Source organism: Streptomyces asoensis (genome assembly GCF_016860545.1).
GTDB classification, from domain to species: Bacteria; Actinomycetota; Actinomycetes; order Streptomycetales; family Streptomycetaceae; genus Streptomyces; species Streptomyces asoensis.
Genome location: NZ_BNEB01000003.1, coordinates 784,942 through 810,835 on the forward strand (window position 1 = coordinate 784,942; position 25,894 = coordinate 810,835).

Here is a 25,894-nt window from a genome sequence, read left to right on the forward strand (position 1 = left end):
GTCGTCATGGTGCAGTTGCCGCCAAACCCGGAAGACGCCGTCACCAGCAGGGAAGATCTGGTGGCCTTCATCGCTCATCTCCGCGATGACTTCGCAGAACGAGGTGAGCAGTGGGAGAACCCCACCCTGGACTGCTTTCTGGAAGCACTGGCCGCCTGGATCGATGCTTCGCCCAACCTGTACAAGAACTTCCAGCGGGAGATGCCGCCGCATGGGGACTGGGCGTTCTTCGCACGCGCGTTGGGGGCCGCCGTCGTCTACGAGTGACCCCGGCAATGCTGCCCAGTCGGGCGGTGGCCACGGGGCGAGTCGCGGGGGACGGAAGGTCGGCTCGTCGGGTCACTCACCTGCTCGCCGCGGGTCGGTCCGGCCACCCTTCCGAAGGGAGCCGGGCTCCTTGGGGTGTCCTACGGTTCGACGCATGACTTCGATCAGCCCCGAGAGCCCGTTGACTTCCCAGGACGCCGAGGCGTTGCTTGCCATGATCTCCGCCCGTGCCGATGTGCAGCCAGGTATGAGCGAGCGGGAACTGGACCACGTCGAGGAGCGCTGGGGGTTCCGCTTCGCGCCGGAGCATCGGACCCTGCTGGGGGCGGGGCTGCCCACGGGGGGCCGTAATTGGCCCGATTGGCGGGACGGTGAGCCGGAGGGCCTGGCGAAGCGGTTGGCGTGGCCGGTGGACGGGGTGCTGTTCGACGTGGAGCACAACTCTTTCTGGCATCCGGACTGGGAGCCTCGGCCCGCGGGTCCTCAGGATGCCTTGGAACTGGCCCGCACGTACTTGGCGAAGGTCCCGGTCATGGTGCCGGTCTACTCACACCGGTACCTGCTGGCCGACCCGGATCGCACAGGTACCCCTGTGCTGTCGATGTACCAGACGGACATCATTTATTACGGCGCCGATCTGGTCGACTACTTCCACCACGAGTTCGGTCACCCTGGGCCGACACCCGACGACCATCGCTACGCCACGATCCCTTTCTGGTCCTCTTTCCTCGACTGAACGCCCGCGGGCTCGTCTTCACCGGCGTCCTCAAGGCCGTCCCGGGGTGTCACCTCCGGATGTTGCGGAGGTGACACCCTGCTGTCTTTCCCCGGGCTGGGGTCAGGGGGTTTGCCAGTACGGGCCCGTGGCTGTGCGGTGGAGGAGGGTGAGGGACGTGGCGTCGGAGGTTTTGGCTCGGAGTTCGAAGCGCAGGTGCTTGCCCGCCGGGACCGTGCCGGAGAGGGCGAACTGGTGGCCGCCGCCGCCGTAGCGGGTCACGGTCTGGAAGGCCGACGGATGCTTGCCCGCCGTGTCCGTCAGGTAGAAGCGGCCCTCGACGAGCGCGTCGTCCGGGGCGGCGGCGTCGAGGGTGACGTGCACCAGGGTGTGGTGCAGGCGCGGGCCCGAGTGGAGGACCGGGTCCGCGAAGGCCAGGCCGACCCACTTGCCGGGGGGCAGTTCCACATCCGTCGCGTTCGACTCGTTGAGCATCATCGGGTTGGGCACGTCGTCCTCCTGGGGCGGGGTCGTGGGGGTGGTGGTTCCGGGGGCCGTGCGCAGCCGGGCGGCGACCCTGGCGCGGAAGCCGGCCATGGTGAAGCCGCGCGGGTCGGTCTTCGTGTTCGTCCATTCCTTGTGGCCGATCACCGAGCCGGCCGACCAGCCGTGCGCCCGGCACAGCGCGGCACAGGCCCGGACCATGCCTTCGAGCTGGGCGTCGGGCCAGGGGTCCTTGCCGTCGCCGAGGTTGATGCACTCGAAGCCGTAGAAGTGGACGTTGCCGTCCGTGTCGTTCTCGTTCGGCGTGGGCAGCGCCTTCTCCGCGGCGACCGCCGCCAGTACGTCGCCGTCGCCCTTGCCGGCGTGGTTGGCGCGGCCCCAGCCGACCAGGTGCACGACGCCCTGTTTGTCGATGACGCCGTGACACAAGGGTCCTGGTAGTCCGGCGTAGCCGTCGCGGCATATGGCCACCGACGCGGCGGTCCCGGACGTCACGGTGTGGTGGACGACCACGCCCGCGACCGGGCCCCACGCGCCGTGCCCGGCCCGGTTGTGGGTGCGCCAGTTGCCGACCTCGACGACGGTGACGCCCTCGGCTCTGAGAGCGGCGAGAACTCGGGCTGCCGTGAGGGGAGTTGCCATGGGTGGTTCCTTTCGGAGAAGCCGTGCCCCCGTACCCATGCAGCTTCCCCGTCGATGGAATCACCACCGTGGGATTTAGCGGACAAGCCTGCCGTCCGTCGGTCTTACCGCCCTGCCGCCCCGCGGCTCTGCCACCCTGCGGCTCCGCCGGCCCACGCAAGCGCCCCGGCTCTCCGCTCCCCCATCCCGCCGGCCCTCCCCACCCCCGGCCGGGCCCCCGCTTTCGCCGCTCTCGTACTCGTATCTCGTACTCGTACTGTTCCCGCCCCCGGGCTATTTCCAGCCCCCGGACCTGCCGAACAAACAATCCATTCTAGAACTCATTTTCTCGATTGTGGATTCTGCGCCGAACGCACTACGGTTCCGTCGATCGCCCGAAAAGCAGTAGAGGTGAATATGGCATTTAAGTCCGCGTTCAAAAGGGCCGGGACGTCCCTCGTGGCCGGTACGGCTCTGGCGCTCTCGCTCACGCTGGCCGTGCCCGAGTCGGCGCAGGCCACGACCGTGCGGCCCGGTGCGAAGGCCGGTCAGATCGACCTGTTGATGGACTCGTACGAAACCGAGCAGGCCCGCCGGAGTCTTTGGGGGGCGACCGTCATCTGCTGGAATTCCGGTATCGGCGGGAAGGTGCTTGCACTGGGCGTGTGCCAGAGCGCCGTCACGGTGTGCGCCGCTCAGGCCTATTACGCGAAACCGCGCCGGAGGGCGGGACTGACGTTCACGCCCTGGGGTCAGTTCTGGTGCTGGAAGTACTGACGCCGGACAAGGGGACGCCGGAAAAGGGGAACGCCCGCCGCGGGCTGCGCGGTGGGCGTTCCGGCCGGGTCCGGTGGTCACTTCTTCAGTTCGGCGTCCGTGTAGTAGCCGCCCGCCACGAGGACGTACTCGTAGTTGCTCTTGTCGACGGTGGTCGGCTGGAGCAGGAACGCCGGCACGGCCTTGACGCCGTTGTTGTAGGCCCGCCGGTTGTTCACCTTGGGCGTCTTGTGGTTGAGGATGTCGTCGGCCATGTCCGCGGCCACAGCGGCGAGTTCGCGGAGGTCCTTGTAGACGGTCTGGGACTGCTCACCCGCGATGATCGACTTCACGGAGGCCAGTTCGGCGTCCTGCCCGGTGATGATCGGCAGGGGCTTGTTGCCGGAGCCGTAGCCGTTCTCCTTCAGCGCGTTCAGGACGCCGATGGAGATGCCGTCGTACGGCGACAGGACGGCGTCGACCTTCTTGCTGCGGTAGGAGTCGGAGAGGATGCCGGTCATCCGCTTCTTGGCGGTGGGGCCGTCCCAGCGCAGGGTGGTGACGTCCTTGAGCCCGGTCTGGCCGGACCGGACCACCAGCTGCTTGGTGTCCAGGTAGGGCTGGAGCAGGTGCATCGCGCCGTCGAAGAAGTACTTGGTGTTGTTGTCGTCGGGGGAGCCCGCGAACAGCTCGACGTTGAACGGGCCGGCGCCGTCCTCCAGGCCGAGCTTGTCGATGATGTAGCGCGCCTGGAAGCGGCCCACCTGCTCGTTGTCGAAGGAGACGTAGTAGTCGACGTTCGGGGTGCCGAGGATGAGGCGGTCGTAGGAGATCACCGGGATGTCCGCGTCGGCGGCCTTCTGGAGCACGTTGTTCAGGGACTTGTTGTCGATGGCGGCGATGATCAGCGCGTCGACACCCTGCTTGATCAGTGCCTCGATCTGGGCGACCTGGGTCTTCGGGCTGTCCTGGCCGTAGACCAGCTTGGTCTGGTAGCCGTCGGCCTTCAGGTTGTCGACGACGCTCTTGCCGTCCGTGAGCCAGCGCTCGGAGGCCTGGGTCGGCATGGCGATGCCGATGGTGTCGCCCTTGGCGCCGCTCTCGCCGCTGCCGGTGCTCTCGCCGCAGCCCGACAGGGTGAGGGCGAGGGAGGCGGCCGTGGAGGTGGCGGCGAGGGCAGCTCTTCGGTTGAGCATGGGGATCGTTCCTCGTTCTTCTCGTCGTTGAGAGAATTGCGGCGTAGCGGATGTCGGGGCCGGTCGTGGGGAACCGTTGGCGGGGCGGGGTGAGCGGCCGGCGCGGGTGGACGCCGGACCGGGACGGGCGGCGGCCGTCCGGACGTGCGGGTCCGACGGAGCGTCACCGTGTGCCGGGGTGTGGGGGGTTCGGGTGGCGCAAGGGGTGCCGTGCGCGTTCCGGCCGGGTGTCCCGGAGGGCGTCGGCGTCACGCTGGGGTGGTGCGTCCCGCCGGACCGGGGACGGGGTGAGGCGGTACGCCCGGCCGTCCGGACCGCGACCGCGCGGGTCTCACCGGTGCACGGTGCGGGCGTGGTGTGCCGGTGGGGGGTCCCGCGTGACCGACTGACGGTCGGGCCGTCCGGCACGGCGTGCCCCTCGGTGCGCATGCGCCGGCAGGCGTCGTGCACCGCCCGCCGGTGCGCGGGTGCGGCCGCGCGACCGGATGGCGTCGGCGCCCTGGAGTGCGCCGTCGGGGGTGCGCACCCGTCCACACGTCAGGCCGCACGGGGGCGCTCCTGTCACGTATGTGCTGATTTCGGTGGCGCGCAGGACACTTGCCTTTCAGCCGTTCGAAATTTCGTCACGGGGTCGGAATAGTGGCGCGACAATAAGAGGGGGTGCGGGAGGTGTCAACGGTGCGAACGGAAACGGCTCCAGAAGGTGACCGAGATCGCTTTCCATCTCCCCGGCCGCCTTTGCACCGACCTCGTAAATTCTCTTTGCTCATTCACATGTCCGCTGGTCATTGGCGCTTTCGAGTCGAATACTGCAAAGCGTGGGCGGGTCGTTCGCGGCTGTGGATCCGCTGTGCATCCCGCGCCGGAAGCCGCCCGCATGGGGAGCGCTTTCCAGCCAACTTCCTCTGCCGCCCGGTGCACTTGGCGTCGGGGGCCACCGTCTAGGGTCGTCCGGTGACGAGTAGCAGCGCGCCGCGCTCCCCGGTCCTCGACAGCGCCCGTCCCGCTGCGGAACCCGGCCCCTGGCAGATCCGACTGCGCCGGTTCGGATATGCCGGGCTGCCCGGCGTCGATGTCCGCGAGCGTCTTGTTCCGCCTTTTCCGACGCCGTCCACCCGGCTCTGGGAAAGGGCGGGGCTGGACCGGGCGCGGGCCTTTCGCGCGGCGAAGGCGATGGAATGGCTGTGGCCGCTCCTGGTCGCCGTGCTGGCCGGGGTGATCCGTTTCCGGCGACTGGGACAGCCCCGGGACCTCGTCTTCGACGAGACGTACTACGCCAAGGACGCCTGGGCGCTGCTGCGGCTCGGGTACGAGGGCACCTGGCCGGACCGGAAGATCGCCGACCCGCAGCTCCTGGCGCACCCGCAGGTGATCCCGCTCTCCGACACCGGCGCGTTCGTCGCGCACCCGCCGATGGGCAAGTGGGTGATCGCGCTCGGCGAGTGGGCGTTCGGCCTGACGCCGTTCGGCTGGCGGTTCATGACGGCGCTGCTGGGCACCCTGTCCGTCCTGATGCTCTGCCGGACGGGGCGCCGCCTGTTCCGGTCGACGTCGCTGGGCTGCCTGGCCGGGGCGCTGATGGCGATCGACGGTCTGCACCTGGTGATGAGCCGTTCCGCGCTGCTGGACCTCGTCGTGATGTTCTTCGTGCTGGCCGCCTTCGCGTGTCTGCTGCTCGACCGTGACCGGGCGCGGGCCCGGCTCGCCGCGGCCCTCCCGCTGGACGCCGACGGCCGTGCGCGTCCGCACCGGGCGACCGGCGACCACGCCGGGACGGGCATACGTCCCTGGCGGCTCGCGGCCGGCGCGTTCCTGGGGCTGGCGGCCGCGACCAAGTGGAACGGCCTGTACTTCCTCGCCTTCTTCCTGGTCCTGACCCTGCTGTGGGACGTCGGCGCTCGCCGGGTGGCGGGCGCCCGCCACCCCTACCGGGCGGTGCTGCGCAAGGAACTGGGCGGGTCGCTGCTGACCGTCGTCCCGGTCGCGGCGCTGACGTACCTGGCCTCGTGGACGGGGTGGCTGCTGTCCGACGACGGGTACGGGCGGCACTGGGCGGACGGCCGAGGCGGCAGCTGGTCGTGGGTCCCGGCCGCGCTGCGCAGCCTGTGGCACTACGAGTACGGGGTGTACCGGTTCAACGTGGGGCTGCACACCCCGCACAAGTACGAGTCCAACCCGTGGAGTTGGCTGGTCATGGGGCGCCCGGTGCTGTTCGACTACCAGTCGCCGAAGCCGGGTGAGGACGGGTGTCACACGGCGGGCTCCTGCTCCCAGGCCGTCCTGGCGCTGGGCACGCCGCTGCTGTGGTGGACGGCGTGCTGCGCGCTCGTGTACCTGCTCTACCGGTGGGCGCTGCGCCGCGACTGGCGGGCGGGCGCCGTCCTGTGCGCGGTGGCCGCCGGCTACCTGCCCTGGTTCCTGTACCAGGACCGGACGATCTTCTCCTTCTACGCGGTCGCCTTCGTGCCGTACCTGTGCCTGGCGGTGGCGATGCTGCTGGGCGCGCTGGCGGGTCCGCCGGGGGCCGGGCCGCGGCGGCGCGTGCGCGGGCTGGTGGCCGCGGGCGTGGTGGTGCTGCTCATCGCCTGGAACTTCGTGTACTTCTTCCCGCTCTACACCGGGCGGACGATCCCGTACGACGACTGGCACGCCAGGATGTGGCTCGACACCTGGATCTGAACACCTGGATCCGAGCGGCGTCCGGGCCCTACCGCACCGCGCGTGCGGCGGCGCCGGCCGCGTCGTCGTCCTTGAACGCCCACGCGGCCTTCGGTTCCACCACCCACCGCAGGGCCCGCCGGACGGGCGCAGTGCACAGCAGGGTGACGGTGACGGCGGCGACCGCGGTGACGACGGCGGCGCCGAGCGGCCGGTGGATCCAGGGGTGGTCGTACCAGTGGGCGGGACCGGCGGCCTGCTTGACGAAGCCGTGCAGGAGGTAGCCGTAGAGCGTGGCGGCGCCGAGGGAGGTGAACCAGGTCCGGCGGCCCGGTACCCAGGCCAGGAAGCAGGCCACCAGGACGAGGGAACAGCCGAAGGTGGCCAGGGTCGTCACCGGGCCGTACCACGCGGGCGCCCCGAGCTGCGTGGCGCTGTCGTCGTGGAAGAACCAGGGGTAGATCCCGCGCGGCGCCGCCCAGTACGCCACGGCCGCGACGCCCGCGAAGACCGGCACGGACAGCACGCGGACCGCACGGCGGCGCACCAGGCGGAAGTGCTCCGGCCGGAGCAGCAGGCCGAGGACGAAAAAGGGCAGGAACTGGAGGACCCGCTGGAGGTCGAGGTCCTTGCCGATGGCGGGTGAGAGGGTCGCCAGCATCGCGACGGCCAGGGCCAGCGGCAGGGGCCACCGTACGACGCGCCAGAGCGGCGTCGTCAGCCGCCAGACGAACAGCGCGGCCAGGAACCAGGTCAGGTAGAGCGGGTCCAGCAGGCTGACGGCACGGTCCGGGGCGTCGTCGGTCCACCGCGTGACGAGGGTGTAGGCCACCTCGAAGACCACGTACGGCACGGCCACGCCGGTGATCAGCCGCCTGACGCGGCGCGGGCTGCCGTCGAAGCCCCGTGAGAAGTAGCCCGAGACGACGATGAACGCCGGCATGTGGAAGGCGTACACCAGCGTGTAGAGCGCGGTGACGGTGCGGCTGCCCTCGCGCAGGGGTTCCCAGGCGTGGCCCACCGCGACCAGCAGGATGGCCAGGTACTTCACGTTGTCGAAGAACGCGTCCCGGTCCGGCGCCGGATCACCCCGCTCCGGAGCGCCCCGGTCCGACGGGTCTCGGCCCGGGTCCTCCCGCGCGGTCCCCGCCGGTACCGGCCCGGTACCGCTCGGGGGCAGGGTGTCCTGCCCGATGACCTGCTGGCGCGACGCGGACAGACCAGAACACCTCTTACCCGCTCGTGCTTCCGCCCCACGGCCTCGGGAGTGCCCGCGGCGCCGTCCTGAGCACGCGGGTGTCGAGGGGAGCGGAAACGTCCGGACCTCTTCCGGGGCGCTGCTTGCCTTCTCCCGCTCGCGCAAACCCTTCGGCGCGCGGTGGTGACCCAGGTCATCGTCCACCGTTGCCTTGGATACCCCTAGGGGGTATACAGGAGGCATGGACCACGACCAGCACCACCACCAGCAGCAGGTGCAGCACGAGCACCACCAGCAGCACGCGCAGCACGGCGACGGGGACCGGCACGCCTCCTGGGCGATGGCGGCCAGGGCGACCCTGCACTGCCTGACCGGCTGTGCCATCGGCGAGATCCTCGGCATGGTCATCGGCACCGCCCTCGGCTGGGGCAATGTGCCCACCATGGTCACCGCGATCGTCCTCGCGTTCTTCTTCGGCTACTCCCTGACGCTCTTCGGGCTGCGCCGGGCCGGGCTGGACCTCCGGGCCGCCGTCAAGGTGGCGCTGGCCGCCGACACCGTGTCGATCGCCGTGATGGAACTGGTCGACAACGGCGTCGTCGCGCTCACCCCGGGCGCGATGGAGGCCCAGCTCTCCGACGGCCTCTTCTGGGCGACCCTCCTCGGCGGTTTCGTGGTCGCCTTCCTGGTCACCACGCCCGTGAACAAGTGGATGATCGGCCGCGGCAAGGGGCACGCCGTCGCCCACGCGGGCCACGCCTGAACCCGGCCCGCCGCCGCTCCCCCCGGGCGCTTCCCGGGCGTCTCCCGACCACTCCCCCGGGCCCGCGCACGGCCCGTCCGGCGCGGACCCGCGCACTACTGTGTCCCCCCATGGGGAGAACCGCGGGTGGGCAGATGGCCGTCGCGAGCGCGTTGGTGCGGTCGGCGTTCCTCGTCAACGCCGTCTACACCGAGGCCGGCCGCGTCCACGGCATCACTCCCCAGCAGGGCCGGCTGCTGTGCGCCCTGATGCCGCAGCCGTACGGCATGAGCGAACTCGGAGAGATGCTGGGGCTCGGCAGGTCGAGCCTGACGGGACTCGTGGACCGTACGGTCGGGCGCGGACTGGTCCGGCGCGAGCCGGATCCGCGGGACGGACGGGCCGTCCGCGTCGCCCTCACCGAGGCGGGCGACCGGCTCGCGCGGCTCTTCCACGACGAGACGTGCCGCCGTGTCGAGGACCTGCCCTCGGGGCTGGACACGGACGAACGCGACCGGCTCGCCGCGCTGTTGGCCCGTGTCGTCCTCGACAACGAGGCACCCGGGGTCTTCACCGGACCGGAGGTCCGACCGGCTCCGGGCGTCCGGCATCCTCCCGCTGTGCCCACAGGGCCAGGGTCACGACGATCGACGTGACGGCCATGACCGTCATCGCGGTCGCGGGCGAGGCGAGTTGGGCCAGTCCTCCGGCGAGGGCCGCGCTCACCCCCTGCATCGTGAGCATGCCGGCCGAGTGCAACCCCAGTGCGTGGCCGCTGAGTTCGGGCGGGGTGAGGGCCATCAGCCGTTCCTGCTGGACCAGGCCCGCGCCGAACCCGACGGAGGCGAGGGCGGCGCACACCGCGGCCGTCGCGGGCGCGGGACGCAGCACGAAGAAGGCGTACGGAGTGGCCAGGAGCAGCAGGAGGGGCGTGGCCAGCCGGGGGCGCAGCGACGCCGGGACGAGACGGCCCACGGTCACGTCCCCGACCAGCATGCCGAGCGCCCCGCACGCGAACAGCAGGCCCGCCGCGTCGGGGGCGTAGGGCACGTAGAGGGCCTCGCAGCCGACGACCAGGCCGTTGGGGATCCACAGGCCAAGATAGGTCAGGCGGCGGGGGCGCAAGGACCACAGGACGGCGTTCGAGCGCCGGGTCGCCGCGAACGAGGGGCGGCCGGAGGCCCGCGGCGGGCGGGCGGTGAGGCCGAGCCGGGTCACCGCGGCGGCGACGGCGTACAAGGCGGTGGCGAGCAGCAGGACGGGGCGCGGGGAGAGCGTGGTGACGAGCGCGCCGCCGGTGGCGAACCCGACGATCTGCATGAGCCCGTTCACCATGTTGAACAGCGAACGCCCCGGCAGGTAGCCGTCCTTGGTGAGGATCTCGTTCAGCAGGCCCCAGCGGACACCGCCGCCGAGCGAGGCGACCAGTCCCTGGAGGAGGACGACGGCGAAGACCCCCCACACCGGCAGGCCCGGCAGGGCCAGGACGGCCGTCGCGGCGGCGAAGGCGAGCAAGAGGCCGGTCAGCGCCGACCTCGGGGGCAGCCGGTCGGCACCCGACAGGAAGAAGGTCGCGCCCAGGACCTGCGCGAGCGACGGGCCGAACATGCTGACCGCCGACAGCAGCGGGGAGCCGGTGGCCCGGTAGACGAGCGTGCCGAGGGCGAGGCCCGCGACCGTCCCGGCGGCGGTGTGGGCGGCGGCGGAGAGGAAGAGAGGGGTGAACTCGGGGACGCGGAAGAGCTGGCGGTACGTGTGGCCGGTCATGGGCGGGAGTCTGCGGCGGGCCGCGCGGGGGTGGTTATTGTTTCGCGCGAGCGCGAAACGTCACGGGGCGCGCACGGGGCCGGCCGTCCTGCTCGGCCGTACGGTTCGGCCGTCCGGTTCGGCTCGACGCCGGTGAGCCGGTCGTGCCGCGGCGGCACCGGGCGCAGGCCGTCCGGCGGCGCGCGCAGCCCGGGTCACGGGGCACGCCCCGCGGGCCTGTCGTAGCGCCGCCGGTCGGGCCGTACCGGCGTGAGGTGGGGTGTGACGTGCTTCCGCGGAGGCGGGGTGGTCGTCCGGGAAAGGGGTGTGGGGTTTGGGCTGGTGGCAGGTGAACGCGGACACCCTTGCCCGCAGCCGGTTCGTGCTCTCTCCGCTCGCCGAGACCTTCGCGAGTCTGAAGCTGCTGCACGCGGGCGTGGGCGCGCATCCCGGCGAGAGCGGCTGGCTGCACGAACGGCTGCCCGACTACCGCGCCCTCCTGGCGGCCGACCCCGTGACCGCGCTGCTGGTGCGGGCCGGGCTCGGGCGAGGGGGATCCCCCCTCGCGAGCGCGTCCGAGCGTGGGGGATGGATCGCCGACTTCCTCACGCCGACGCCGAGGGACGGCGAGAGCTTCGAGGAGGGCGTGGCCCGGGTGCGGGCGGCCCACCCGGCGCAGGCCCGCGCCCATCTGCGGACGTCCCTGGCCGGCCCGCTCCCCGCCGCCCTGGAGCGGGACGACCTGCCGCAGCGTGCGGCCGCGCTGCTGGAGTACGTGTGGGAGACGGGTGTGCGACCGCAGTGGGAGCGGCGACGGCGGGTCCTGGAGGCCGATGTCGTCGCCCGGACGGCGCAGGTCAGCCGGGGCGGCTGGGCCGCCGCCCTCGACTCGCTGCGGCCGGGGACGCGGTGGCTCGGTGAGAGCCGGTTCCAGGTGAACCTGCACGAGTACCCGCCCCGGGAGATCTCCGGCGCCGAGCTGGTGTTCGTGCCGGTCACCCCGAAGGCCGGGTGGGTGGCCTGGGAGGGGCGGGAGCGGTACGCCGTCGTCTATCCGTGCGCCGGCGCGCTCGCCGAGGACCACCGCGGTCGGGCCCGTGCCGTGCCGGCCGCGCTGGGCGCCCTGCTGGGACCCGGCCGGGCGACCGTGCTGATCCTGCTCTCCAGCCCGTTGAGCACCACCCAGCTGGTCGCGCTGACCGGCCAGGGCCTCGGGACGGTCGGCCGCCATCTGCGCGTCCTGCTCGACGCGGGCCTGGTGGAGCGGCGACGGGCGGGACGGTCGGTGCTGTACTCGCGGACCGCGGCGGGCGAGGTCGTGACCGGCGCGGGCGGGGCCGGGGGCAGGGGCGGGGCCGGGGCGGAAACGGGGGGTCGCCCCGGAAGGGGTGGGTTCACCGGCCGGGGCTAGCATCCGGAGCATGACTACTGATGCCGGTGCCTCTCCCCTCAACGTCCAGATCGACGCCCTCAAGGGCGGTTCCGCGGAGCTCTCGCAGTACACGGGCAAGGCCGTGCTCGTGGTGAACGTGGCGTCCAAGTGCGGCCTGACCCCGCAGTACACGGGCCTGGAGAAGCTCCAGGAGCGCTACGCCGACCAGGGCTTCACGGTGCTCGGCGTGCCCTGCAACCAGTTCCTCGGGCAGGAGCCCGGCACCGCCGAGGAGATCGCCGAGTTCTGCTCGGCCACGTACGGCGTGTCCTTCCCGCTGACCGAGAAGGTCGAGGTCAACGGTGCGGGCCGGCACCCGCTGTACGAGCGGCTCGTCGGATTCGCGGACGGCGAGGGCCACGACGGCGACATCCGCTGGAACTTCGAGAAGTTCCTGATCGGACGGGACGGGACGGTCGTCGCCCGTTTCTCCCCGCAGACCGAGCCCGAGTCCGCGGAGGTCGTCGCGGCCATCGAGGGCCAGCTGGGCTAGCCGGACGGGTCCGTCCGCTTGACCTTGCCCCTGGGGCAGGGCGGAGCCTCCTCGGCGCCGGGCGGAAAGGCCGCCCGGCGACGGAGGACGACGAGAGCGCGGTGGGCATGGGGGACGAGGGCGAGCTGCTCACCATCGGCGCGTTCGCCGCGCGGGCCCGCCTGACGGCCAAGGCCCTGCGGCTGTACGACCGGCTCGGGCTGCTCGCCCCGGCGCACATCGACGAGGCCAGCGGATACCGCTACTACCGCGCCGGGCAGGTGGAACGCGCCCGGCTCGTGGCCATGCTGCGCCAGCTGGACATGCCGCTGGCGCGCGTGGCCGAGGTGCTGGAGAGCGCCGACGGACCCGGTTCCGGGGACCTGCTCGCCGCCTACTGGGGCGATGTCGAGACCCGGTTCGCCGCCCAGCGCACCCTCGCCGCCTACCTCCGTGCACGGCTGTCGGGGAGGAGCTCCGAGATGTACGAGAAGTTCGAGGTCCAGTTGGTCGACGTGCCCGGGCACGTGGTCGTCACCGAGACGCGGCACACCCTCGCGGACGAACTGCCCACGTGGATCCCCGCCTCGCTGGGGCGTCTCGAGGAGGCGGCCGGGGCGTGCGGGGGCGTGGCGGGCGCGCCGTACGTCCTGTACCACTCCGCGGTGACCATGGAGAGCGACGGGCCGGTCGAGTCGTGCGTGCCCGTGGCCGACGAGGCCGCGGCCCGGGCCTGGGCGGCCGCCGTGCGGACCGGGGCGAGCCGTTTCCGGGTCCGGACCGAACCGGCCCGGCGGCTCGCGTACACGAGGATCACCAAGGCCCAGGTGGCGCACCCTCAGATCCTCGCCCCGTACGAGGCGGTGGAGGCATGGATGAGGCGGGAGGGCTGGGAGTACGACGGGCCGTGCCGGGAGGTCTACTTCGCCGACTGGGACGCGGCCGGGGCCGAGGACGAGGTGTGCGACGTGGCGTTCCCGGTGAAGCGGGGCTAGCGGCGCCGGACGGCGGGCGCGGGGCCGACGCCCTGGACGTGCCGAGCCCCCTCGGCTAGGACGGCGATCTGGTCGAGGGGGCTTCAGGGTCCTGCTGTTGGTGCTGGTGGTACCGGTCGGGCTGTCTCAGGGGATCGCCCCTTACGCCTTGACCGATGCCACGAAGGTGTTCCACGCGTCGGCGGGGAAGGCCAGGGTCGGGCCCTCGGTGACCTTGGAGTCACGGACGGCCATGGCCGCGCGGACGGGGGACTTGATCTCGACGCACGCGCCGTTGCCCTGCGAGTAGGAGGACTTGACCCACTCGTTCGCGGCGCCCTGCTGCATTGCCATGTTCACTCCGGTAGTCAGTTGCCGAGTTGCTGTCACCGTCGCGTGCGCCGGTCTCCGTCTGCACGGAACGGTTTGCGCCACCTTTGTTGCTCGATGGCGTGATCGACGCTACTCGCCAACATCGTCATGCGGAGCGACTATTCACCCGTCCGGATGGCATATTCCCCGGGGACTTCCCCCCGGCCAGGCCCAAGGTGTACCTTGCGGCCCTTCATCAAGCGCTTTCCCTGGCATAGTCCTTCGCCACCTTCGCGATGAACTCCCGGGTCTGGTCGGCGTTCAGCGCCTGGGCCCGCAGATGCTCGTACATCACGCTGTACTTCTGCACGTCCTGCGGCTTCTCGAGGTACAGGTCGCTGGTGACGCCCTCGATGTAGACCACGCTGGAGTCGGCGGCGTCCGGGAACTCGAGGATCGCGTACTGGCCGCTCACCCCCGGGTGCGCGCCCATCGTGAACGGGATCAACTGCACGGTCACGTGCGGCAGCTGGGACATCTCCAGCAGGTAGTCCAGCTGCTCGATCATCACCTGCCGGTTGCCGACCTCGCGGCGCAGCGCCGCCTCGTCCAGGACCGCCCACAGGCGCAGCGGGTTGTCGGTGGTGGAGATGCGCTCCTGGCGGCGCAGACGCACCTGGATCCGCTTGTCGATGTCCGCCGGCGGCGCCTCCGGCAGCGCGCCCGAGATCAGCGCCTCCGCGTACTGGCGGGTCTGGAGCAGCCCCGGGACGACCTGGGGGTCGTACACGCGCAGGCTCGCCGCGTCGGTCTCCAGACCGATGTAGACGCTGTACGGGACATCGCCGAAGGCGTGCCACCAGCCCTGCTGGCGGGAGTCCTTGGCCATCTCCATCAGCGAGTCCACCATCCGCTGGTCCTCGACCTCGTACACCCCGCACAGGTCGCGGACGTCGCGCTGGCTGATGCTGCGCCGGCCGTTCTCCAGCCGGCTGATCTTCGACTGGGACACCAGCAGGCGCTCGGCGACCTCTTCGGCCGTCATGCCCTTGAGTTCGCGGAGCCGACGCAGCTCCTGCCCGAGCCGGCGTCGCCTGACGGTCGGATTGACATTGGACGCCACTGGACGTGCACCTCCGGCTGCGTGTCTGCGATTGACACTTTGCGTATCTGCTGTTGAGCAGACTGCCACCAAGGTGCTTTCTACCGCTGGAAAACGGTGGATATGCGGCGGCCGCCCGCCCGTTCGGGTCGGTACCCCGACATACGTCCGCGCGGGGCGGCGGGTCGTGCGCATCCCTGCCACCCCGCGCGGCCGCGGCGGCTCCCGAACGCCGTGTGTCCCGGGGGACTTACGGATCCGACGGGTCGAACCGTCCAGCAGTGCAACGGGTACTGCTCTCACGCCCGGCGTCACGCACCGCGCGTCCTGCGTACTTCGGTTCCCGGCCCGGTCGGCGCGGTGTCGTGGGACTGCGGCTCAGTGGGCCACGACACGCGCCATGGAACCTCGGTGCGGCTGCGCCGGAACGCCACGGGCGGGCTCCGGAGCGGGCCTGGCACCGGGTCCGGCCTGGCGGCCGGGTGGTGCCTGGTTGCGGCGCGGCTGTGCCACCGCGCCGTTCTGGACGTCCATCACGGCGTGCGCCACGAGACCGCCCATGGGGTCGTGCCTGATCAGGTCCCGCAACCGGGAGCGGGACGAGCGTCCCTCGTTGCCCGGGTACAGGTGCTTGCCGAGGCCGACCGCGTGCGCCAGTGCGGCGAGCGCCGCGGTCCGCGGGTCCGGCGGTACGCCGGTGCGGATCGCGGAGTCCAGCCGGGCCTTGATCTCCCGGCTGATGTCGGTGTCCGTCGCCTGGTAGCGAGTCGTCGGCAGCACTCCGCACATCTGGCCCGCGACGGCATGCACCATGCCGCACCGTTCCAGATGCGAGAGGTAGGTCTGGCGCAGCCCGAGACGCGGCCCGCCGATCCAGTGGACAGCCCGTACGGGAGCGCCACGCCTTCGCAGCAACTCCAACGCGCAGTCCAGCGTTGGGTCTCCAGTCGGCCGTGGGGACACCACGGCGATACGATCCCCGTCAGGGGCTATCCGTCCGGCCAGCGCCAGCTCCACTAGCTGTGCTCCGGCCAGACCGAGGTCGAGCGACTGCGGCTGTGCGGTGGTACCCGTGGTCGGGTCCAGCGCCAGCAACAAAAGCTCTTCCGGAATTGTTCTGCGGCTCCTGCCCATCCATGCCTCCCCGCGTGGATGAATGACAGGGTGACCCCTCTCACATTGGTCTGTCGAGGGTGCGTGACCTGTTTGTAGTGGAACCAGTAGGTATGTCGTTCTCGTCTACCGCAGGAGCCAAGCCCTCTACACAGGACACTGGTACATGGTTCGGACACGCCGTGCGGCGGGTCCCGGGCGGGCGGTTCACGGTTCGGCACGAGCGCGCGGTGGGCGTGCGGCACATGGAGGAGGCATCGGTGGCGGGCGAGTCCCCCGACAGGTCGAAGCAGCGCGAGTCGTCGGCAGAACCGACGTCGGGGAGCGGGGGCACGGTTCCCGAGGCACGTGAGTCCCGCGACTCGCTCGATCCGCGGATCGCGGTGGCCCGCGACGCGGGGCCGTCCGCGGCGCGGGGCGGCGTGGACACGGCGACGCGGGTGTTCTCCGTGCGGGACGTGAAGACCACGGAGTCCTCCGGAGAGGACGGCGGGTCCGACGGAGCCGCGGCCGCGGAGAGCTCCGGTGACGGGGCGTCGGCGTCCGGGGCCGCCCCGGGCGACGGGAACGCCGGCGCCGGATCCGCCGGCCGCGGCGGCGAGGACGCCGGGGACACCGGCGACGGCGACGAGGGCGACAGCGCCTCCGGGGCCGCACGGGACGCCGACGAGGGCGCCGGGGCGGGCGACAGCGCCTCCCGGGACGCCGGAGAGGCCTCCGAGGGCGGTGACGAGCGTCTGCGGGAGGCCGTGGCCCAGTGGGTGGCCTCGGCCGACCCCGAGAGCCCCACGAAGGCGTCCGCGACGGCCGAGGAGACCGACGAGGGCTCCTCCCCCGCGAACGTCTCCGACACCGAGCCCGCGGACGCGAGGTCCGCGTCCGCGGAACCATCGGACGCGGTGCCCGCCGACGCGAGGTCCGCGGACGCGGCGCCCGCCGACGCGAGGCCTTCCGACGAGGAGCCCACGGACGCCGAGCGCTCCGCCGGGCCCGCGGACGCCGAGTCCGCCGCCGACGAGCCTTCGCACGCGCGGCCCTCCGGCGCGAAGCCGGCCGGTCCGGCCTCGGCCGGGAAGCCCGGGGACGCCGAGCGGTCCACGACCGACGAGCCCTCGGCGGCGAAGCCCTCCGGCGCGAAGCGCACGGACGAAGCGACCTCCGACGCCACGACGGCCGACGCCAGGCCCTCCGACGAGGAGCCCACGGACGCCGAGCGCTCCGCCGGGCCCGCGGACGCCGAGTCCGCCGCCGACGAGCCTTCGGACGCGCGGCCCTCCGGCGCGAAGCCGGCCGGTCCGGCCTCGGCCGGGAAGCCCGCGGTCGACGAGCCCGCGGACGCGGTGCCCGCCGACGCCAGGCCCTCCGCCGACGACGAGCCCTCGGGCGGCCGGGCCTCCGGCGACGCGTCCTCCGGTGTGTCGGAGTCGGGGCGGGGCCGTGGGGCCGGGGCGGAGGAACGTTCCGGGAACCGGGCCGGGGACGACGCCTCCAAGCCCGCGCCGAAGTGGGCCTCGGGCAGCGGTGCGGACACGGACGCGGACGCGGACACCGAGAAGCCCGACGCCTCGCCCGTCGACCAGCCCACCGCCGTCTTCAAGGCACCCCGCCCGAAGCCCGCCGTCGACCAGCCGACCACCATGCTGAAGCTCGGCGGCGCCGCCGAGCCCGTGCGGGACGAGGACGCGGCCGAGGCGAAGGCCGCCGGGAAGGCCGACGAGAAGACCGACGAGCGGAAGGCCGACGCGCCCGCCGAGCGGACCAGCAAGTTCGTCGCGCTGAAGCCGCTCGACGAGCCCCGTCCGCTGAAGGCGACGCCCGAGGTCACCGCGCTCGTCCCGCAGGTCGGTCCCGAGCGGACCACGCAGCAGCCGCTGCCGCCGAAGCCGCCGCTGGACCTGCTGGCGGAGCTGACGAACACGCCGCCGCCCCCGCCGACCCCGCTGCGCACGCTGGGACGGCGGCTCAAGATCTGGACGCCGCTGGTCATCCTGCTCCTGGTCGCGTTTGCGATCGCGCAGGCCGTCCGTCCGCTGCCGGCGGCCGCTCTCACCCTGACCGCGAAGGACACGTACACCTTCGACGGCGGCAAGACGCAGCTGCCCTGGCCGGGCGAGGGACAGGGCTGGATGGACGCCGACGGCGTCGGCACGATGGGCAGCTTCGGCAAGCAGACGCCCGTGGCCATCGGCTCCGTCGCCAAGACCATGACGGCGTACATCATCCTCAAGAACCACCCGATGAAGGCGGGCGAGGAAGGCCCGGAGATCGAGGTCGACGCGACGGCGGAGAAGGAGGGCGGCTACGACGTCACCGGCGACGAGTCGACGCTCAACACCGTCAAGGCCGGCGACCGGCTCACCGAGAAGCAGGCCCTGTCGGCCGTGCTGATCCCCTCCGCCAACAACATCGCGCGGCTGCTCGCGCGCTGGGACGCGGGTTCGGAGGCGGCGTTCGTGAAGAAGATGAACGACACCGCCAAGGAACTGGGGATGACGAACACCACGTACACCGACCCCTCGGGCCTGAAGGAGACGACCGTCTCGACCGCCGAGGACCAGGTGAAGCTCGGCCGGGCGTTCGTGAAGGTCCCGGCCCTGGTCTCCATCTCCGGCGCGGCCAGCTGGACCGACCCGTCCGGCAAGTACTGGAACAACTACAACGAGCTGCCGTACGACATCGGGGCGATCGGCATCAAGACCGGCAGCACCACCGCGGCCGGCGGCAACCTGCTCTTCGCCTCCCGCAAGAAGGTCGACGGCAAGTCGGTGACCCTCGTCGGCGCGGTCCTCGGCCAGCACAAGCCGAAGATCCTGGAGACGGTCAACGCCGTCAGCAAGACGGCGCTGCTCGCCGCCGAGGACGCGGTCACCTCGGCGAAGATCCTGAAGAAGGGCGACGTCGTCGGGTACGTGGACGACAAGCTGGGCGGCCACACGCCCGTGGTCATCACCCAGGACGTCTCGGCGGTCGGCTGGGCCGGCATGACGGTGAAGCTGTCCTTCACCGCCGGTGAGGTGCCGCACACCGCGAAGGCCGGCACCCAGGTGGGCACGCTCACCGTCGGGGACGGCTCCAGCAGTGCCGTGAAGGTGCCGGTCGCCCTCCAGTCCGATCTGGCCGAGCCGGGCTTCTCGGACAAGCTGACACGCATCGGCTGACCCGCGCACCCGCTCGTACGCCTCCGTCACCCCGCCGGGCAGCCGCCCGGCGGGGTGCGTGCTAGCGTCACGAAACGGGACAGGTCGCCGGGCGCAGGGACGCAGCCGTGAAGCGGACGCGAACGGCACGCGGCCAAGAGCAGAAGACGGGACACGGGGAGTGCCTTCAGGTGGCCACTGCGGAGCCGACACGCGCCGACGACACCGGTCCGGGCCCGGACGCCGGCCCGCGTCCGAGGGTGCCCGCCCCCCCAGTCGGGCGACCACGACCGTGCCGGCGGTGACCACCGTGCGGACGGCGACGCGCGTGACGGCGGCGACGGGCGTGACGGCCAGGACGGCCGGGACGCCGTGACGGACCTCGAACGCGGGCCCGCCGCGGAGCCGCCCGCCCCGCAGACCCCTGCCCCGCAGGCCCCTGCCCCGGAGAGCGCCGCGGCGGGGCCGGATCCCGCCGTCCCCGCGCGCGGGGACTCCGGGGTGCGGTCCGCGTGGACCGGGCTGGGCGGATGGGTCCGCCGTCATCCGGTGGTGTCCATGACGGCGCTGTCCGGCCTCCTGCACCTCGTCTGGTTCTTCACGTTCGCGAACAGCGGTGGCGATCTCGCGGCGCAGGACGCCTGGGCCGAGTTCGTCGGCCGGCACCCCGACTCCGCGTACAACCTCGCCTGGTACGGCGGCATGCACCCGGTGTCGTACAGCATGGTGTCGCCGTACCTGATGTCCCTGCTCGGCGTCCGGACGACGATGATGATCGCCGGGACGCTCTCGGCGGGCCTGCTCACCCTGATCCTGCTGCGCTGCCGTCCGGTGAAGAACCCGCTGTGGCCGGCGCTGGCGGGGGTCTTCGCGCTGCTGTGCAACGCGGCCTCGGGGCGGGTGACGTTCGGCCTCGGCAACATGTTCGCGCTGGGCGCGGTCGCCGTCGTGTTCTGCTGGCCGTACCGCTGGCGCTACAAGCGGTGGGCCAAGGCCCTGTGCGCCGCGCCGCTGGCCGCGCTCGCCACGATGGGCTCACCGGTGGCCGGGCTCTTCGTGGGGCTGGTGGCCGCCGCGCTGTTCCTTCAGAAGCGGCGGCCGGGCGCCTGGGCGCTCGGGCTCGCGCCGACGGCCGTGGTCGCCCTGTCCGCCTGGCTGTTCCCCTTCTCCGGGACCCAGCCGATGTCCTTCGGCTCGGCGTCGCTGCCGCTGCTGTGCGCGGTGGCCGTCTTCGCGGTCGTCCCGCGCGACTGGAGGACGGTGCGGATCACGTCGGCCGTGTACGGGCTCGGCGTGCTGCTGGTGTGGCTGATCAGCTCGCAGATCGGGTCGAACATCACGCGGCTCGCGATGCTGTTCACGGGTGTGGTGCTGATGGCCGCGCTGCCGTTCGCCGTGCCGCGCAGCCGCCGGTGGTACGTGACCGTCCTGGCGTTCGTCGGGTTCGTGGGCTGGATCGGTTTCAAGTCGGTCGACGACGTGGTGCGTACGACTCCGGCGGCCTCCTGGGCGCGCGAGCTGGCGCCGCTGGTCAACGAGCTCCAGGGGGTCGGCGCGGAGAAGGGCCGGGTGGAGGTCGTCCCGGCCCGCTCGCACCGCGAGGCGTCCGCGCTCGCGCCGTACGTCAACCTCGCCCGGGGCTGGAACCGCCAGGCCGACATGGAGCGCAACCCGCTCTTCTACGACGACACCCTCAACTCGGCCAACTACCACGAGTGGCTTCAGCGGTGGGCCGTGCACTTCGTGGTCGTGCCGAAGGAGGCGCTGGACGGCGACGGGGGCGAGCGGGAGCGGCAGCTGGTGCAGCGCGGGCTGCCGTACCTGGAGCAGATCTGGGGCGACGCCAACTGGCAGCTGTTCAAGGTCACCGACCCGGCCTCGCTCGCCGAGCCGAACGCGGTGGTGCAGCGCGCCGAGCAGGGCGAGATGACGATCGACGTGCGCAGGGCGGGCCGGATCCTGATCCGGATCCCGTACTCGCCGTGGCTGAGCGTCGTCGACGCCGAGGGCAAGAGCCTGAAGCCGCCGCAGGAGACGCAGGCGTCCAAGGACCGGTCCGAGGGGGAGCCGAAGACGTACGAGAACGTCAACGGGTGCCTGTTCGAGACGGAGGAGGACACCGAGGGCGACAAGTGGACGGTGCTGCTCGCGCCGAAGGCGGGGACGTACCGGCTGGCGGCGCCCTACCAGCTGCCCCGGGGTACGCCGTGCCCGGACGAGCTGAAGCAGCAGCCGTGAGCGCGGGGCCGCCTCGTCCGGGCCGGGGGGCGGCCGCGGTCAGCGGAGCCGGTCGACGTACCGGTTCGTGCCGGGGACCGTGGGGATGAACGGCGCGAGCAGTTCCACGCGTCCCAGGCCGGCTTCGGCCACCGCTTCCCCGAGGCCCGCGAAGTGCCGTTCCCAGCAGTCGGCGGGGTCGCTCTCCAGGAACCAGAGCAGGGTCAGGCGGGTGTCCACGCCCTCGACCTGCTTGACGTAGGTCATGCGGTCGCCGGGCAGGGGTGTGGGGCGGAAGACGGTGACCATGGCCGTCGGCGAGCCGGCCACCCGCTCGGGGAGGTGGCGGGCGCCCAGCCACGCCAGCAGTTCGGCCCGCTGGTCCGCGGAGTCGGTGTCGATGACCTCGGTGACCAGCCCGGCGTACGGGTGGTCCAGGGCGTGGAAGTCGCGCGGGCCGGCGGCGCCGTCGCGGTACACGGTGCTCTCGTGGTCCTGGAACGCCGTGAAGACGTGGGTGCGCTCGCGGTAGACGCGGGCGTCGCGGTTGAGGCGCTTGTTGATGGCGACCGTCCATTTCATGTGGTCGTCGTAGCGCCCGGCGGTGATCCAGTAGGTGGAGAGGTAGCAGCCGGCGGTGACGGGCCGGGCGACCGCGGACTTCTCCGGGGTGCGCAGAAGCTGGAGGTCGCGGGTCGCCACCCATCGGCGGCCGGCGTACATCCAGGGCATGGCCATCGCGCCGGCGTAGTAGTGGTCGTCCTCGTACCAGCGGTTGTACGCGTACTCGTGGCCGGGGTGCGGTTCGACCATGGTGATCAGGGCGTGGCCGGGGTGCACCCCGTAGGGGCCGACGGCGGCCAGTTCGGCGTAGGTCCGGCTGTGCGTCTCCTCGCTCATGCTCTTCCCCATCCTGGTCGACTGGCCCATACTCTGACGCTCCGTCAGATAATGCGCCAGAGGCAAGGGGGCCCCGGATGTCACTGCTCGAGGGCAGGACCGTCGTCGTCTCGGGAGTCGGTGCCGGTCTGGGTCACCAGGTCGCCGCCGCGGTCGTACGGGACGGCGGGAACGCCGTGCTGGGGGCGCGGACCGAGGCGAACCTGGCGAAGAGCGCGGCCGGGATCGATCCGGAGGGGACGCGCACGGCGTACCGGGTCACCGACATCACCGACGAGCGGAGCTGCGAGGCGCTCGCGGGGCTGGCGCGCGAGCGGTTCGGGGGGATCGACGCGGTGGTGAACGTGGCGGCCTGGGACTCCTGCTTCGGCGGGGTGGAGGACGCCGACTTCACGACCTGGCAGTCGGTGATCGACGTGAACCTGCTGGGGACGCTGCGGATGACGCGTGCGTGCCTGGCCGGGCTGAAGGCGAGCGCCGGGTCGGTGGTGTTCATCGGGACCCAGTCCGCCGTGGCGGCGCCCTCGCAGGTGCGGCAGGCGGCGTACGCGGCCTCCAAGGGGGCGCTGACCAGCGCCATGTACTCGCTGGCCAGGGAGTGGGGGCCGCACGGGATCAGGGTCAACACCGTGCTCCCGGGCTGGATGTGGGGGCCGCCGGTACAGGCGTACGTCCAGTTCACGGCGCAGACGGAAGGGGTGTCGCAGGAGGAGGTGCTGGGACGGCTCGCCGGGCGGATGGCGCTGCCCCGGCTGGCGACGGACGCGGACGTGGCGGACGCCGCGGTGTTCCTTGCGTCGGACCGGGCCCGGGCGATCACCGGACAATCGCTGCTGGTCAACGCGGGGGAGCTGATGCACTGAGTTCACATGGGTGAACGCGGACCACCATACCGAATTCCTTTACCTTCCCTTGACCTTACGGTTACTTGTCGTGTTCACGCGGCAGCGCCCACGATGAGCGCCGGGCTGAACGCCGGGATGAACCAAGGGAGGGCGCACATGAACGGTCTCGACTGGGCCGTGCTCATCGGCTATTTCGGCGTGATGGTCGCCATCGGTGTCTGGTCGCACAAGCGCGTCGACGACGTGAGCGACTTCTTCACCGCCGGCGGCAAGATGCCGTGGTGGCTGTCGGGCATCTCGCACCACATGTCGGGCTACAGCGCGGTGATGTTCACCGGGTACGCGGGCATCGCCTACACCTACGGCGTGACCTCGTTCATCACGTGGTCCTTCCCCATCGCGCTGGGGATCGCGATCGGCTCCAAGCTGTTCGCGCCGCGCATCAACCGGCTGCGGTCGCGACTGCACGTCGCCTCGCCGCTGGAGTACCTGAAGAACCGCTACGACCTCAAGACACAGCAGGCGCTCGCCTGGTCCGGGATGCTGCTGAAGATCGTCGACGTCGGCGCCAAGTGGGCCGCCATCGCCACCCTGTTGTCGGTCTTCACCGGGCTCTCCCTCAACCAGGGCATCCTGATCACCGGCGCGATCACGGCCGTCTACTGCACCATCGGCGGTCTGTGGGCCGACGCGCTGACCGAACTCGGCCAGTTCGTCATCCAGTTGCTGGCCGGTGTCGCGATGTTCGTCGCCGTCGTGCTGAAACTGAACGACAAGGGCATCGGGTTCCTCGACGCCTGGGACCAGCCGGCGCTCGAAGGCCACGACAAGCCCCTGGTGGCGCAGTACGGCACGGTGTTCCTCCTCGCGTTCCTCTTCATCAAGCTCTTCGAGTACAACGGCGGCATGCTCAACCAGGCCCAGCGGTACATGGCCACCGCCACCCCGAAGGAGGCCGAGCGGTCGGCGCGGCTGTCGGCGGTGCTGTGGCTGGTCTGGCCCGTCGTGCTGTTCTTCCCGATGTGGATGTCGCCGCTGCTGGTGACGTCGAACAAGCCGGACGGCTCCGACTCCTACGCCCTGATGACCGAACAGCTGCTGCCGCACGGCCTGCTGGGCCTGGTCATCGTCGGCTTCTTCTCCCACACGATGGCCATGTGCTCCTCGGACGCCAACGCCATCGCCTCCGTCTTCACCCGGGACTGCGCGCCCGTGATCTGGTCCCGGGCACGGGCGTGGAACCAGCGGTCGGGGCTGATCGCGGCGCGTGTGACGACCGTCGTCTTCCTCGGCCTGTCCATGGCGGCGGCCACCCAGGTCAACTCCCCCGCGTTCAAGGACATCATCACCGTCGTCATCAAGTGGGTGGCCGGTCTGATGGGGCCGATGGCGATCCCGATGATGCTGGGTCTGCTGCGCCCGTTCCGCCGCTCCGGCCCGACGGCCGCGCTCACCAGCTGGGCGATGGGCCTGCTGGCCTTCTGGCTGGTCAACTACCCGATCAACTGGAACGTCGACGGCGGGGTGCCGCTCCAGTACCAGGTGTCCATCCCGCTGGCGGTGTCGCTGGTCCTCTACATCCTCATCGGCTTCCTCAAGCCCGAGGACACCCCGGAGCGCCTCGCGATCATCGAGCGGATCAACACGGACGGGGACGGCGACGCGGGCTCGGCGGCCGCGGCGGTCCCGGAGCCGCGGGACACGGCCGAGGGGACACCCATCGGCTCGTCCGGGGGCGTCTGACGACACGGACGCGGACCCGGAGCGACCGGAGCCGAAGGGCCCCGGGGGCAGCCGCCCCCGGGGCCCCGCGTCATCCCGGCAGCCCCCGGGGATACCGGGCCATCCACCCCGGTGAGGCCCCGGCAGGCCCGTGCAGGGCCGGCCCCTGGGTCATCTCCATGGCGAAGTCGTCGGCCAGTTCCAGGATCGTGGGACGGCCCTCCAGCTCGGCCAGCCAGGCCGGCGGGAGGGCCGTCTCGCCGTGCAGGGCGCCGAGCAGACCGCCGGTGAGGGCGCCGGCCGCCCCCGAGGGCGCGCCGTGGTTCACCGCGAGCCGCAGCCCGTGCCGGACGTCCTCCGCGACGAACGCGCAGTAGACGGCGCCCGACAGCACCGCCTCCGCGGTGCCCGCCCCCGCGAGTTCCTCCACCCGGGCCGGGCCCGGCAGCCCCTGCCGTACCGCGCCGAGCGCCCGCTGCAACGCCTCCGACACCGGCTCGTGCCCCGGCCGCGCGGCCAGCAGGGCCAGCGCCCGCTGCACCGCGCCGTCCAGGCTGTCCCCGCAGGCCAGCGCGTGCACGATGACGGCACAGGCGCCCGCCGAGAGGTACGCCGTGGGATGACCGTGGGTCTGGACGGCGCACTCGACGGCGAGCTGGGCGACCAGGTGCGGCTCCCAGCCGACGAGCAGCCCGATGGGCACGGAGCGCGCGACCGCCTCGGGTCCGGCCGCGCCGGGGCTCTTGGGCGAGTCCAGCGTGCCCATCACCTCGTCGCCGAGTCCGAGCAGCAGCGTCCGCGTCGGATCGCGCCGGGCGTACAGCCACTCCTCCCGGGCCAGCCAGCCGTCGTCCTTGCGGCGCAGGTCGGGTCCCCAGTCGCGCTGGGTGGCGGCCCAGCGCAGATACGCCCGGTGCAGATCGGTCGGCGGGTGCCAGGCGCCGGTGTCCCGCCGGACCTGGGCGCGGATCAGCCCGTCCACGGTGAACAGGGTCAGCTGGGTGAGGTGGGTGACCGCGCCGCGCCGTCCGTGGGCGGGAACCAGGTCCACGACCCCCTCGGGCCCGTGCGTCTGCCGGATCTCCTCGATCCCGAGGAGGTCGACGGGCGCCCCGAGCGCGTCCCCGATGGCCGCGCCCAGCAGCGTGCCCCGCACGCGACCGCGGAAGTCCTGTTGTTCGGCGCGGCCCCAGACGGGCCCGGCAGTCGCACCCACCAGTCCTCCCGTACCGTCCGTACGCACGACGTTCGTCACTGTAATCGAA

At 71.9% G+C, this 25,894-nt stretch carries 22 protein-coding genes; 13 read left to right on the top strand and 9 right to left on the bottom strand.

Features of this window, described 5'->3' with window-relative positions:
- Nucleotides 1-6 precede the first annotated feature (6 nt).
- On the top strand, nucleotides 7-267 hold the full coding sequence (locus tag Saso_RS16200) for a DUF7660 family protein (protein WP_189920925.1): 261 nt from the start codon (nucleotides 7-9) through the stop codon (nucleotides 265-267).
- Nucleotides 268-421: 154 nt separating this feature from the next.
- A complete protein-coding gene (locus tag Saso_RS16205; protein WP_189920927.1) occupies nucleotides 422-1,003 on the top strand; it encodes a hypothetical protein in 582 nt (193 codons plus the stop codon).
- A 102-nt stretch (nucleotides 1,004-1,105) separates the two neighbouring features.
- Here the strand turns inward: Saso_RS16205 and Saso_RS16210 are convergent, their stop codons facing one another.
- Nucleotides 1,106-2,128, bottom strand: a complete 1,023-nt coding sequence (locus tag Saso_RS16210) for a peptidoglycan recognition protein family protein (protein ID WP_189920929.1) — start codon at nucleotides 2,126-2,128, stop codon at nucleotides 1,106-1,108.
- Nucleotides 2,129-2,524: 396 nt separating this feature from the next.
- Here Saso_RS16210 and Saso_RS16215 point away from each other — a divergent pair, with 396 nt between their 5' ends.
- Nucleotides 2,525-2,884: a hypothetical protein gene (locus tag Saso_RS16215; RefSeq protein ID WP_189920931.1), complete on the top strand. Its 360-nt coding sequence runs from the start codon at nucleotides 2,525-2,527 to the stop codon at nucleotides 2,882-2,884.
- A gap of 77 nt (nucleotides 2,885-2,961) precedes the next feature.
- On the opposite strand, the gene chvE is transcribed toward Saso_RS16215, so the two are convergent.
- Nucleotides 2,962-4,059, bottom strand: a complete 1,098-nt coding sequence (gene chvE / locus Saso_RS16220; RefSeq protein ID WP_189920933.1) for a multiple monosaccharide ABC transporter substrate-binding protein — start codon at nucleotides 4,057-4,059, stop codon at nucleotides 2,962-2,964.
- A 954-nt stretch (nucleotides 4,060-5,013) separates the two neighbouring features.
- On the opposite strand from chvE, the gene Saso_RS16225 reads away from it, so the two are divergent.
- Nucleotides 5,014-6,738 (top strand): dolichyl-phosphate-mannose--protein mannosyltransferase, encoded by a 1,725-nt coding sequence (locus Saso_RS16225; protein ID WP_189920935.1) that lies wholly within the window; start codon nucleotides 5,014-5,016, stop codon nucleotides 6,736-6,738.
- 28 nt (nucleotides 6,739-6,766) lie between these two features.
- Here Saso_RS16225 and Saso_RS16230 read toward each other — a convergent pair whose 3' ends face one another.
- Complete coding sequence (locus tag Saso_RS16230; protein WP_229901238.1) at nucleotides 6,767-7,912, bottom strand: acyltransferase family protein; 1,146 nt, start codon at nucleotides 7,910-7,912, stop codon at nucleotides 6,767-6,769.
- Nucleotides 7,913-8,156: 244 nt separating this feature from the next.
- Here Saso_RS16230 and Saso_RS16235 point away from each other — a divergent pair, with 244 nt between their 5' ends.
- Nucleotides 8,157-8,678, top strand: coding sequence for a DUF4396 domain-containing protein (locus Saso_RS16235; RefSeq protein WP_189920937.1), 522 nt, complete (start codon nucleotides 8,157-8,159; stop codon nucleotides 8,676-8,678).
- A gap of 134 nt (nucleotides 8,679-8,812) precedes the next feature.
- Nucleotides 8,813-9,313, top strand: a complete 501-nt coding sequence (locus tag Saso_RS16240) for a MarR family winged helix-turn-helix transcriptional regulator (protein ID WP_189921423.1) — start codon at nucleotides 8,813-8,815, stop codon at nucleotides 9,311-9,313.
- Here Saso_RS16240 and Saso_RS16245 read toward each other — a convergent pair.
- Complete coding sequence (locus Saso_RS16245; RefSeq protein ID WP_189920938.1) at nucleotides 9,228-10,424, bottom strand: MFS transporter; 1,197 nt, start codon at nucleotides 10,422-10,424, stop codon at nucleotides 9,228-9,230. The genes Saso_RS16240 and Saso_RS16245 overlap by 86 nt on opposite strands.
- Nucleotides 10,425-10,737: 313 nt before the next feature.
- On the opposite strand from Saso_RS16245, the gene Saso_RS16250 reads away from it, so the two are divergent.
- The 3 genes from Saso_RS16250 to Saso_RS16260 all read left to right on the top strand — a co-directional run bounded on the left by Saso_RS16250 (nucleotide 10,738) and on the right by Saso_RS16260 (nucleotide 13,302).
- Entirely contained in the window at nucleotides 10,738-11,814 is a 1,077-nt protein-coding gene (locus tag Saso_RS16250; RefSeq protein WP_189920940.1) for an ArsR/SmtB family transcription factor, read from the top strand.
- Between the two features lie 10 nt (nucleotides 11,815-11,824).
- On the top strand, nucleotides 11,825-12,328 hold the full coding sequence (locus Saso_RS16255; protein WP_229901217.1) for a glutathione peroxidase: 504 nt from the start codon (nucleotides 11,825-11,827) through the stop codon (nucleotides 12,326-12,328).
- A 107-nt stretch (nucleotides 12,329-12,435) separates the two neighbouring features.
- Nucleotides 12,436-13,302, top strand: coding sequence for a MerR family transcriptional regulator (locus Saso_RS16260; protein WP_189920942.1), 867 nt, complete (start codon nucleotides 12,436-12,438; stop codon nucleotides 13,300-13,302).
- Between the two features lie 141 nt (nucleotides 13,303-13,443).
- Here Saso_RS16260 and Saso_RS16265 read toward each other — a convergent pair whose 3' ends face one another.
- From Saso_RS16265 to Saso_RS16275, 3 genes are all read right to left on the bottom strand, one after another.
- Nucleotides 13,444-13,635, bottom strand: coding sequence for a DUF397 domain-containing protein (locus tag Saso_RS16265; protein WP_189920944.1), 192 nt, complete (start codon nucleotides 13,633-13,635; stop codon nucleotides 13,444-13,446).
- Between the two features lie 214 nt (nucleotides 13,636-13,849).
- Nucleotides 13,850-14,716 carry a helix-turn-helix domain-containing protein gene (locus Saso_RS16270; protein ID WP_189920946.1) on the bottom strand — a complete coding sequence of 289 codons (867 nt, stop codon included), beginning with the start codon at nucleotides 14,714-14,716 and terminating at the stop codon, nucleotides 13,850-13,852.
- 357 nt (nucleotides 14,717-15,073) lie between these two features.
- Nucleotides 15,074-15,829 carry a GOLPH3/VPS74 family protein gene (locus Saso_RS16275; protein ID WP_189920948.1) on the bottom strand — a complete coding sequence of 252 codons (756 nt, stop codon included), beginning with the start codon at nucleotides 15,827-15,829 and terminating at the stop codon, nucleotides 15,074-15,076.
- 224 nt (nucleotides 15,830-16,053) lie between these two features.
- Between Saso_RS16275 and Saso_RS16280 the strand changes: the two genes are divergently transcribed.
- On the top strand, nucleotides 16,054-18,966 hold the full coding sequence (locus Saso_RS16280) for a D-alanyl-D-alanine carboxypeptidase (protein WP_189920950.1): 2,913 nt from the start codon (nucleotides 16,054-16,056) through the stop codon (nucleotides 18,964-18,966).
- Between the two features lie 537 nt (nucleotides 18,967-19,503).
- Complete coding sequence (locus Saso_RS16285; RefSeq protein WP_189921427.1) at nucleotides 19,504-21,183, top strand: MFS transporter; 1,680 nt, start codon at nucleotides 19,504-19,506, stop codon at nucleotides 21,181-21,183.
- A 39-nt stretch (nucleotides 21,184-21,222) separates the two neighbouring features.
- Here the strand turns inward: Saso_RS16285 and Saso_RS16290 are convergent, their stop codons facing one another.
- Nucleotides 21,223-22,062 carry a hypothetical protein gene (locus tag Saso_RS16290; RefSeq protein ID WP_189920951.1) on the bottom strand — a complete coding sequence of 280 codons (840 nt, stop codon included), beginning with the start codon at nucleotides 22,060-22,062 and terminating at the stop codon, nucleotides 21,223-21,225.
- 77 nt (nucleotides 22,063-22,139) lie between these two features.
- On the opposite strand from Saso_RS16290, the gene Saso_RS16295 reads away from it, so the two are divergent.
- Both Saso_RS16295 and Saso_RS16300 read left to right on the top strand, forming a co-directional pair.
- Complete coding sequence (locus Saso_RS16295) at nucleotides 22,140-22,925, top strand: SDR family oxidoreductase (RefSeq protein WP_189920953.1); 786 nt, start codon at nucleotides 22,140-22,142, stop codon at nucleotides 22,923-22,925.
- Between the two features lie 138 nt (nucleotides 22,926-23,063).
- Nucleotides 23,064-24,650 (top strand): sodium:solute symporter family protein, encoded by a 1,587-nt coding sequence (locus Saso_RS16300; RefSeq protein ID WP_189920955.1) that lies wholly within the window; start codon nucleotides 23,064-23,066, stop codon nucleotides 24,648-24,650.
- A 70-nt stretch (nucleotides 24,651-24,720) separates the two neighbouring features.
- On the opposite strand, the gene Saso_RS16305 is transcribed toward Saso_RS16300, so the two are convergent.
- Nucleotides 24,721-25,845, bottom strand: a complete 1,125-nt coding sequence (locus tag Saso_RS16305; protein ID WP_189920957.1) for an ADP-ribosylglycohydrolase family protein — start codon at nucleotides 25,843-25,845, stop codon at nucleotides 24,721-24,723.
- Nucleotides 25,846-25,894: the final 49 nt, after the last annotated feature.